The sequence below is a fragment of the Saccharomonospora iraqiensis subsp. paurometabolica YIM 90007 genome (assembly GCF_000231035.2).
GTDB classification, from domain to species: domain Bacteria; phylum Actinomycetota; class Actinomycetes; order Mycobacteriales; family Pseudonocardiaceae; genus Saccharomonospora; species Saccharomonospora paurometabolica.
The window spans coordinates 40141-48331 of record NZ_KI912236.1; the positions used below are offsets into that span (position 1 = coordinate 40141).

The 8191-nt window shown below is 70.8% G+C and carries 7 protein-coding genes and 1 pseudogene; 6 read left to right on the forward strand and 2 right to left on the reverse strand.

What is annotated here, in order from left to right; translation table 11 throughout:
* Both SACPADRAFT_RS0211755 and SACPADRAFT_RS0211760 read left to right on the forward strand, forming a co-directional pair.
* A partial coding sequence (locus SACPADRAFT_RS0211755; protein ID WP_007025574.1) for a response regulator transcription factor occupies positions 1-261 on the forward strand: 261 nt, incomplete at its 5' end.
* 63 nt (positions 262-324) lie between these two features.
* Positions 325-1413, forward strand: coding sequence for a hypothetical protein (locus SACPADRAFT_RS0211760; protein ID WP_007025573.1), 1089 nt, complete (start codon positions 325-327; stop codon positions 1411-1413).
* A gap of 47 nt (positions 1414-1460) precedes the next feature.
* Here SACPADRAFT_RS0211760 and SACPADRAFT_RS0211765 read toward each other — a convergent pair whose 3' ends face one another.
* On the reverse strand, positions 1461-1928 hold the full coding sequence (locus SACPADRAFT_RS0211765; protein WP_007025572.1) for a DUF6328 family protein: 468 nt from the start codon (positions 1926-1928) through the stop codon (positions 1461-1463).
* Positions 1925-2830, reverse strand: coding sequence for a DMT family transporter (locus tag SACPADRAFT_RS0211770; RefSeq protein WP_007025571.1), 906 nt, complete (start codon positions 2828-2830; stop codon positions 1925-1927). The genes SACPADRAFT_RS0211765 and SACPADRAFT_RS0211770 overlap by 4 nt, the downstream gene beginning before the upstream one ends.
* 169 nt (positions 2831-2999) lie before the next feature.
* Here SACPADRAFT_RS0211770 and SACPADRAFT_RS0211775 point away from each other — a divergent pair, with 169 nt between their 5' ends.
* The 4 genes and pseudogenes from SACPADRAFT_RS0211775 to SACPADRAFT_RS33890 all read left to right on the forward strand — a co-directional run.
* Positions 3000-3704, forward strand: a complete 705-nt coding sequence (locus tag SACPADRAFT_RS0211775; RefSeq protein WP_007025570.1) for a superoxide dismutase family protein — start codon at positions 3000-3002, stop codon at positions 3702-3704.
* 108 nt (positions 3705-3812) lie between these two features.
* Positions 3813-5315 (forward strand): Fic family protein, encoded by a 1503-nt coding sequence (locus tag SACPADRAFT_RS30515; RefSeq protein ID WP_007025569.1) that lies wholly within the window; start codon positions 3813-3815, stop codon positions 5313-5315.
* 262 nt (positions 5316-5577) lie between these two features.
* Positions 5578-6732, forward strand: a complete 1155-nt coding sequence (gene dusB, locus SACPADRAFT_RS0211790; protein ID WP_007025568.1) for a tRNA dihydrouridine synthase DusB — start codon at positions 5578-5580, stop codon at positions 6730-6732.
* Between the two features lie 1066 nt (positions 6733-7798).
* A pseudogene (locus SACPADRAFT_RS33890) lies at positions 7799-8191 on the forward strand (hypothetical protein); the annotation flags it as partial.

Below are 8191 nucleotides of genomic sequence, written 5' to 3' on the forward strand. Positions count from 1 at the left end.
CGCGAAGCCACCCCCGCCACGACGACCGACCCGGCCACGCCGTCTCCCCCGGACGGTGCGGCGGCGACGCTCACCGCCAGGGAGGCGCGCGTCGTGGCCCTCGCGGCGCGCGGGCTGAGCAACCGGGAGATCGGGAGCAGGCTGTTCCTGAGCCCGCGGACGGTGGGGCACCACCTCTACAAGGCGTTCCCGAAGCTCGGTGTCTCCACCCGCGGTGAGCTCGCCGCGCTCGGCTACGCCGAACCGGCCGTGGCCGCCTGAGAACCGGCGCGACGGCGTCGGCCCGGGGGTGTCCGGGGGGCGGATCGTGGCACACTGCGCACCGTGGAGTACCAACTCACCGCCGAGCTCGCCGCCCCCTCCGAGCTGCCCGACCTCGACGCGCTGCAACAGGTCGGCGTGCTGTCGCTGCTCGACCAGCGACTCAACTCCCTGGTCGGCATCGAGGGACCGGACGGCGTGGAGATCACCCCGATGGAGCACTCACTGACCGCGCATCCGCGCGGGGTGCGGATGTACTGGCTGTTGGACGCCCCCGCGCTGGCGTTCGCCGAGGACGCGACCCGCGCCGTGCTCGAACAGACCGTGGCCGAGACCGAACTGCTGGAGGGCTGGGAGGTCGGGCACTGTGCGGTCACCGCCACCGACGACCAGCTGGAGAGCGCGCTGGCCGCCTCGGCCGGGCCGGACGACGGTGTCCCCGACCGACCCGGGGGACTCGGCGGGCCGGTCGGTGGCGACCTCGAGGACACCTCCGGCACCACCCTCGGCGGCTGGGTGGACCCGGTGTCGACGGAGCGCGAGGGCGACATCGCCGACCGGCGCGCGCGGCTGCTGCGGTCGGGTGCGCACCTGGGCGCGTTCGACCCGTCCGTGTTCGGCACCGACCTGACCGACGAGCAGGCCCGCTCGGTCGCGGGCGCGCTGCTGCACGGCGTCGAGATGCTCACCGACGAGTTGTTCGCCGACATCCAGCTGCTCGACGACGAGGACGCGACGGCCGACGAGGTGGAGGCGCTGTGGGCGCTGGACGAACTGCCCCAGCAGTTCGCCGACCGCTACACGGCGCTGTTCGCGAAACAGTTCCTCGTCGCCACCGCCCTGCTCGGCCACCGGCTCACCAGGCCGGGATGGCGGTCCCCGATGTGCGTGGCCGAGGCGCTGGCCCTGCACATCGCCGAGTGCCGGGCGGAGGTGGAACTCGACCTCGCCGACGTGCTGGACGGTGAGCGCGTGGCGAAGGCGCTGGCCGCGTTCAACGCGCACGCCCTCACCGACACCCGGCACGAGCTGCTGTACGACGTGGCCGAGGAGGACCTGGCGCCCGACCTCGCCTTCGACCGCTGGTTCGCCCCCATGGGCGAGTCGGACGGGCGGGCACTGCACCCCTACCTCGCCGACGAGGACGAGTAGGTCTCCGACCGGCGCCGGTTCCCCGGACGCGCCGGCGCCGGACAGCGCTAGGAGCTGCGTCCGCCGCCGCGCAGGAGCGCGGGGACGACGAACCACAGCACGGTGAACAGCACCGCGGTCACCACGGCGAGCACGAGCATCACGACCGTCCCGTAGACCACCTTGGCGATCAGCGAGACCGTCAGGGTGATCGCCACGGCCAGGCACACCAGGCCCGCGACGACCATGCGGTTGCCCACCCGCAGGATCTCGGTGCGGCGCCCCTCGCGGAACAGCACCCGGTGCCAGGTGGCGGGGGCGGTGAGCAGCGCGGTGGACGCCGCCGTGAACAGCACCGTCACCAGGTGCAGCACCTTCTCGAAGTCCCCGGTCTCCCGGAACGGCCCGGTGAACACGACGGCGAGCAGGAACCCGAACAGGATCTGCACCCCGGCCTGCGCCACCCGCAGTTCCCCGAGCAGCTCGCTCAGGTTCCGGGCGAGCTGCACGTCGCGGGACTCCCCCGTCTCGCTCACGGGGACACCCGCTCCGGGCGGACCGGGTCCGTCGGCAGGACGACCGGCTCGTCCTTGCGGCTCCGTTCGTGCCAGCCCAGCGTCGTCACGGAGCAGACCAGCACGGCCAGGCCGAGCCACTGGGTCGTGGACAGGGTCTCCCCGAGCACGGTCACGCCGATGACCGCGGCCGTGGCGGGGAAGGCCAACTCGGCCAGGGTCGCCCTGGCGGCCGGGGTGGTCACCATCCCCACGTAGTACAGGCTCAGCGCGACCAGCCCGGGCACGAGCGCGAGCAGGAGCAGCCCCGGCGCGTTCTCCCAGCCGACCGCGAACGGCTCGTCCCGGCCCGCGACGAACAGGGCCGCCACCGGCAGCCCCACGCTGAACCGCAGCACCGTCACGTCCCGGGGCCGCAGCCGTGCCGACACGAAACGTCCCAGCACGGTGCCCGACGCCCACAGCGCGGCCGCACCCAGCGCGAGCAGTGCCGTGTGCAGCGCGGCGACGTGGACGTCGAACGGGTCGGCGAAGGCCAGCATCCACGCACCCGCCAGTGCGGGCACGGCGAACAGGAGGTATCCGGGACGCAGCCGTTCCCCGAGGAGCACGACCGCGGCGAGCATCGCGAACAGCGGCTGCATCTTCTGCAGCACCAGCGGGGTCACCGCGTCCCCCGTCTGGAAGGCCATGGTGAACAGCGCGGTCGCCGCGGCCGAGGCCCCGCCTCCGATCACCAGGACGGCGATCCACTCGCGCGGCCCGCACCGGGCGAGCGCCCGCACCGCCGACGGCAGCAGCGGCAGCAGCACGGCCGCCACGATCAGGTGTTCCCAGAACACCACACTCCCCGCGGGGAGATCCTGCGCCAGCGGCTGCCGGAGCAGACCGTCGGTGCCCCACAACGCCGCCGCGATCGCCACCAGCCACGTCCGGTCGACGCCCGCGGCGCGACCCGTTCCCGCCGTCGAAGTCACGCCGCCCAGGCTACGAGGCGGGCCCCGCCGGACGCGGCACCGGACCACTCCGCGGGACCACCCGGGCAGGTGACCACGAATTGCGACGTCCGGTCACTTCTGGTTAGCAGTCACCATGCGAAACCGAACGACATCCTCAGTGCTCACCACGACACTCACCACGACCGCGCTGCTGTCCGCGCTCGCCCTCGGCGGGGCGGGCCTCGCCACGGCCCAGGACGACGACCCGGACGGCACGGACACCGGGCGCACGCTCTCCGACGCCACCGACGTCGCCGGGTCGGCCCTGACCGGCGGCACCGACTCGGTGCAACTGCCGTTCACCGGCATCACGGTGACCGCCGCCTACGGCACGTTCGACGCACCCGGCGAGGGTGCCGACGACCCGGCCGCGCTCACCTACCGGCAGGACCTCGTGCCCGTGGGGTCCACGGCCCGGGTGGTCTCGGTGGAGGGCTCCTCGTCGGGCACGGTGGTCGAGCTGGAGGTCGACGGCCTGCGCGCCGACCGCGAATACGGCGCCCACGTGCACACCGACCCCTGCGGCCCGGACCCGGCCGACGCCGGCGGCCACTACCAGCACCGGCAGGACCCGGACCAGCCGTCCACCGACCCGGCCTATGCCAACCCGGACAACGAGATCTGGCTCGACTTCACCACCGACGACACCGGCGCCGCCGAGGTCGAGTCGCCGGTCGAGTGGTCCTTCGGCGAGCGCAGGCCGTCCTCGGTCGTCCTCCACGAACACCACACCCTGACCGACGAGGGCGAGGCGGGCGTCGCGGGCGACCGCCTGGCCTGCCTCGACGTCGACTTCTGAGCCCGAACCGGGGGGCAGCATCCGCCCCCCGGTTCCTGGCCAGCAGTAGGGGCCCAGCATCGGCGCGGCAACCTTCGACAAGCCCCCTGCGCGACTATCCTTCGCGATGTGACCTCGCGTGACTTCTCATTCGATGCGGTAACACCGATCCCACACTTCAACGGTGATATCCACTCCGTCCTGGACTCCGTCACCTCGCTGCAGAGGGCTTGGAAGGCGGCCGTGTCGTCGAACGACGAGGCTTTCCAAGAGGCGAGGCGCAGGTCGCTGCGCCGCCATGCCATCGAAACGGGAATCATCGAACGTCTTTACGATATCGATTGGGGCGTCACCGAAGCGCTGGTCGCAGAGGGAATCACTGCCGACGCGGTCGCTCGCGCGAGCGAGGGATCCGTGAGCGAAGACGTACTCGAAGTCGTTCGATCCCAATACGACACCCTCGAGTTCCTTGCGAGGTGCGCCCGAGAGGGGCGAGATCTCTCGACCTCCTTGATCAAGGAACTGCACGTCGCACTGACCAGCAGACAAGCGACCTATACCGCCACCAGTTCCCAAGGCATCGTCTTCGAGGCGACACTGCATCACGGGGAATGGAAGAAGCAGGTCAACCACGTCACCAGACCGGATGGCTCACTTCTCCAATACTCACCTCCCGAGCAGGTTTCTTCCGATATCGATGAGCTCGTGCGACTCTACCACACTTATTCGGATAAGAATCCGATCGTTCGCACCGCATGGCTGCATCACCGATTCGTCCGCATCCACCCGTTCGAGGACGGGAACGGGCGAGTTGCTCGCTGCCTCTCCTTGCTCACTCTATTGAAACACGATCTGGCTCCCCTCGTGGTAGATCGCCGCGAGCGGAACAAATATCTCGAATGCCTCGACAAAGCGAACGACGGTGATCTTCGGCCGTTGATCCGGTTTTTCGCCGAACTCGAAATCGTAGCACTTCGCAGCGAGCTCGAACGGCCAGTAGCTGCCGAGCACGCCCTCGCAGGCGGAGGAGGAGCTATCGCAGTCCTCGAGGCTGGGATCGGGAGACTACGGGAACTGCACACCGCGAGCGGAACGGTCGATCGAGCGGAAAAGGCGAACGCTCTGGCTCTCGCGTTGCACCACCGCGTCAGAAACTGGCTCGACGACATGCGAGAGAAAATCGGTGGATTACTACGGTCGGACATAGACCCGAACGCGCGCGCCACGGTGAGGTACGCCGCCCCACCGAGCGATGAGGCACACTACTGGCGCAGACAGGTCATCCATGCCGCACGGAGTGTGGATTTCTTCGTCAACCTCAAACAGGGAACCTGGTGGACACGACTCCAAGTCTTGACCTTCGAACAGGAGTTACGCTACCTCGTTTTTCTGCAGAAGGTGGGAACCGGTGAAACGGGGGTTCTGACCCTCACGGTCTACGCCGAGATACTCGGCGCCGAGAACCAGAACGATCGCACCTCAGCCGCGGACGTAGCAGTCGTTTCCTCCCCCACAGAGACCGTCACCTGGATGTGGGAGGATGAAGCGGAAACTCATTGGGAAAACGTTACCGAGGTATTGGACACAACTTTGGCGAGCGCACTCGCGAAGTTCACCACTAGCCTCGGCTGACCGCCCTCCGGCGATGCCACACACTGGCGTGCGCAGTCGTACAGCATTGTCGATGGTTCGGGTGCACGACCGCCCCCAGCCGATCAGCCAGATCGTCCGAGCTGCCTGACCCGACATCCCGCACCCCGGTTCGCCGTGAAGGACCCCTTCCCTGCGTCCGACGCCGCGAGGGCCCCCTTCACTGCGTCCGGTGCAGGGAAGGAGTCCTTCACGGCACCCTCCCGCGGCCGGGTGGCCGGGCGGGTCGGGGACAATCGGGGGGATGAGCGTGGAGGAGTTGGCGCGGCCCGTGCCTGCACAGACCCTGCGGATCGGCCCGTACGAGGTGGATCCGCCCGTCGTGCTGGCCCCGATGGCGGGGATCACGAACGTCGCGTTCCGCAGGCTGTGCCGGGAGTACGGCGCGGGGCTCTACGTGTGCGAGATGATCACAGCCCGCGCCGTGGTGGAACGGCACCCGGGCACCTGGCACATGATGACCTTCGACGAGGGCGAGTACCCCCGCTCGATGCAGCTCTACGGCGTCGACCCCGCCACGATGCGGGAGGCCGTGAAGATCATCGTCGGGGAGGGGCTGGCCGACCACATCGACGCCAACTTCGGCTGCCCGGTGGCGAAGGTGACCCGCAAGGGCGGCGGCGCGGCGCTGCCGTTCAAGCGCAAGCTCTTCGGCGACATCGTCCGTGCCTCCGTCGAGGCCGCGGAGCCCGCGGGCGTGCCGTTCACGGTGAAGTTCCGCGTCGGCATCGACGACGACCACCACACCTACGTGGACGCGGGACGCATCGCCGAGGCCGAGGGGGCGGCCTCGGTGGCGCTGCACGCGCGCACCGCCGCGCAGCGCTACTCCGGCCAGGCCGACTGGTCGCACATCGCCCGGCTCAAGGAGGCGGTCACCACCGTCCCGGTGCTCGGCAACGGCGACATCTTCACCGCCGACGACGCACTGCGCATGGTCGCCGAGACCGGTTGCGACGGGATCGTCGTGGGCCGCGGCTGCCTCGGCAGGCCGTGGCTGTTCGGCGAGCTGGAGGCGGCGTTCGCGGGCAGGCCGGTCCCCGACGGGCCGTCGCTCGGCGAGGTGGCCGGCGTGCTGCGTCGGCACGCCGAACTGCTCGTCGAGCACGACGGGCCGGACAAGGCGATGCGGGACCTGCGCAAACACATGGCCTGGTACTTCATGGGCTTCCCCGTCGGCTCGCAGCTGCGCCGCCGGTTCTCGATGGTGTCCTCGCTCGACGAACTCGACGAACTGATCGCCCAGCTCGACCACTCCGCGCCGTTCCCCACCGACGCCCTCGGCCCCCGGGGCAGGCAGGGCTCGCCCGGCAAGGTCACCCTGCCGCACGGCTGGCTCGACGACCCGGACGACCCGTGTGTGCCCGAGGGGGCCGACGTGATGCACTCCGGCGGCTGACCGCGCCCGACCACGGGCGGTGTCCGAGGGCGGGAAGGGGCCACCGGCCCCGTTCCGGGCCGCCCGCACCGCCGAACCCGTCGGTGGGTGACGTATGTCAAGTTCGCACGGCCTCCACGAGCGGTGGGCGGATGGCGCGCGCGATTACAGAGAGCGACGAACTTACGGTGTGTCTTCCCTCATACCCCGCGAAACACCTGAGAGGCCTACTCGGGCTCGCCTCATCGTGGCCCCCTGACGCACGTCACCGCGACGCTCGGTGAAAAAGTTCGCCCGAGGTGTCGTCCCGGACGGCGGATATCCGTACGATAACGAAGGCCGTCCTCGCGACGATCACAACAACTGGCGTCATCAGATTCCCCGGATGGGGGAACCGAGTGTGAAGGGAGCGTGCGTGTCCGACGACCGCGGCACTCCCGGAGTCACCTCTCAAGCGGAGGAATGGCGGGCCCGGGCCAGGCGTAACCGGGAGGAGTCACAACGCCGTCGGCGGCGTTCCCTCGACGAGAACGGCGGGATCACCGTCTCGGAGGTCGTCGCCCGGCACGCCGCCGAGCGGCAGTCGGCGGACGGCCCCACGGACGGGCGTTCCGGCTCCCGGCACGCCCGCGTGGACCGGGACCCGGAACCGGACCGTTCCACCGGCTCCCCCGACACCCGCGCACGGCACTCCCGCGCCGCCCCGGAACCCCCCGAACCGGTACTCCCCGAGCCGGAGCCGACGGCGCAGGAGCAGGCCGTGCAGGAGCAGTCGGCGGAGCCACCTCCCCCGGCCGCACCGGCACCGGAGACCGGGGAGCCGTACCCGGCACCGGATGCCTCCGCTCCCACGTCGCACCGGCCGTGGGCACCGCAGGACCCCGGATCCGATGTCCGGGCACCGCACGTTCCCGCCGGTGAGGAGTCCACCCCCGCGACGCCCGCGGTCCGACGGCCGGCTCCCGACGCCGGACACCCACCCGCCGGTCCCGGCCCCGCAGGGCCGATGCATCCGGCGCCCGGGCCCGCGACCGCGCCCCGGAGGGACGGTGGCCCGACGAACGGCGCTCCGGTGAACGGTGCTCCCGTGAACGGAGCTTCCACGAACGGCGCCCCCGTGAACGGGAGGAACGGCGCCCCGGTGAACGGCACCCCGGGGCAGCCCCCGGCGCCGCATCCTTCCCGGCCCGACCATCCCCGGGTCGACCGGCAACCTCCGCCACCCCACCGGACCGGACAGACCGCCTCCGCCGCGCACCCTCCGCAGGGGCCCGGCCAGCCGGTCCGGCCGCAGCAGCCCCCGACGGCCGAGCAGGACGACCGGGACGGGGAACACCCCCCGAAGAACCCGGCGAACCCGCTGCCGCCCTACGCCCCCCGACTGCCCCAGGGCCGCTCGACCACGGCCATCCTCAGTCGGGTCGAGGAGCCGGACGACACGGAGGACCCCCGCAGCTCCACCCCGGCGCCGGGACCGCAG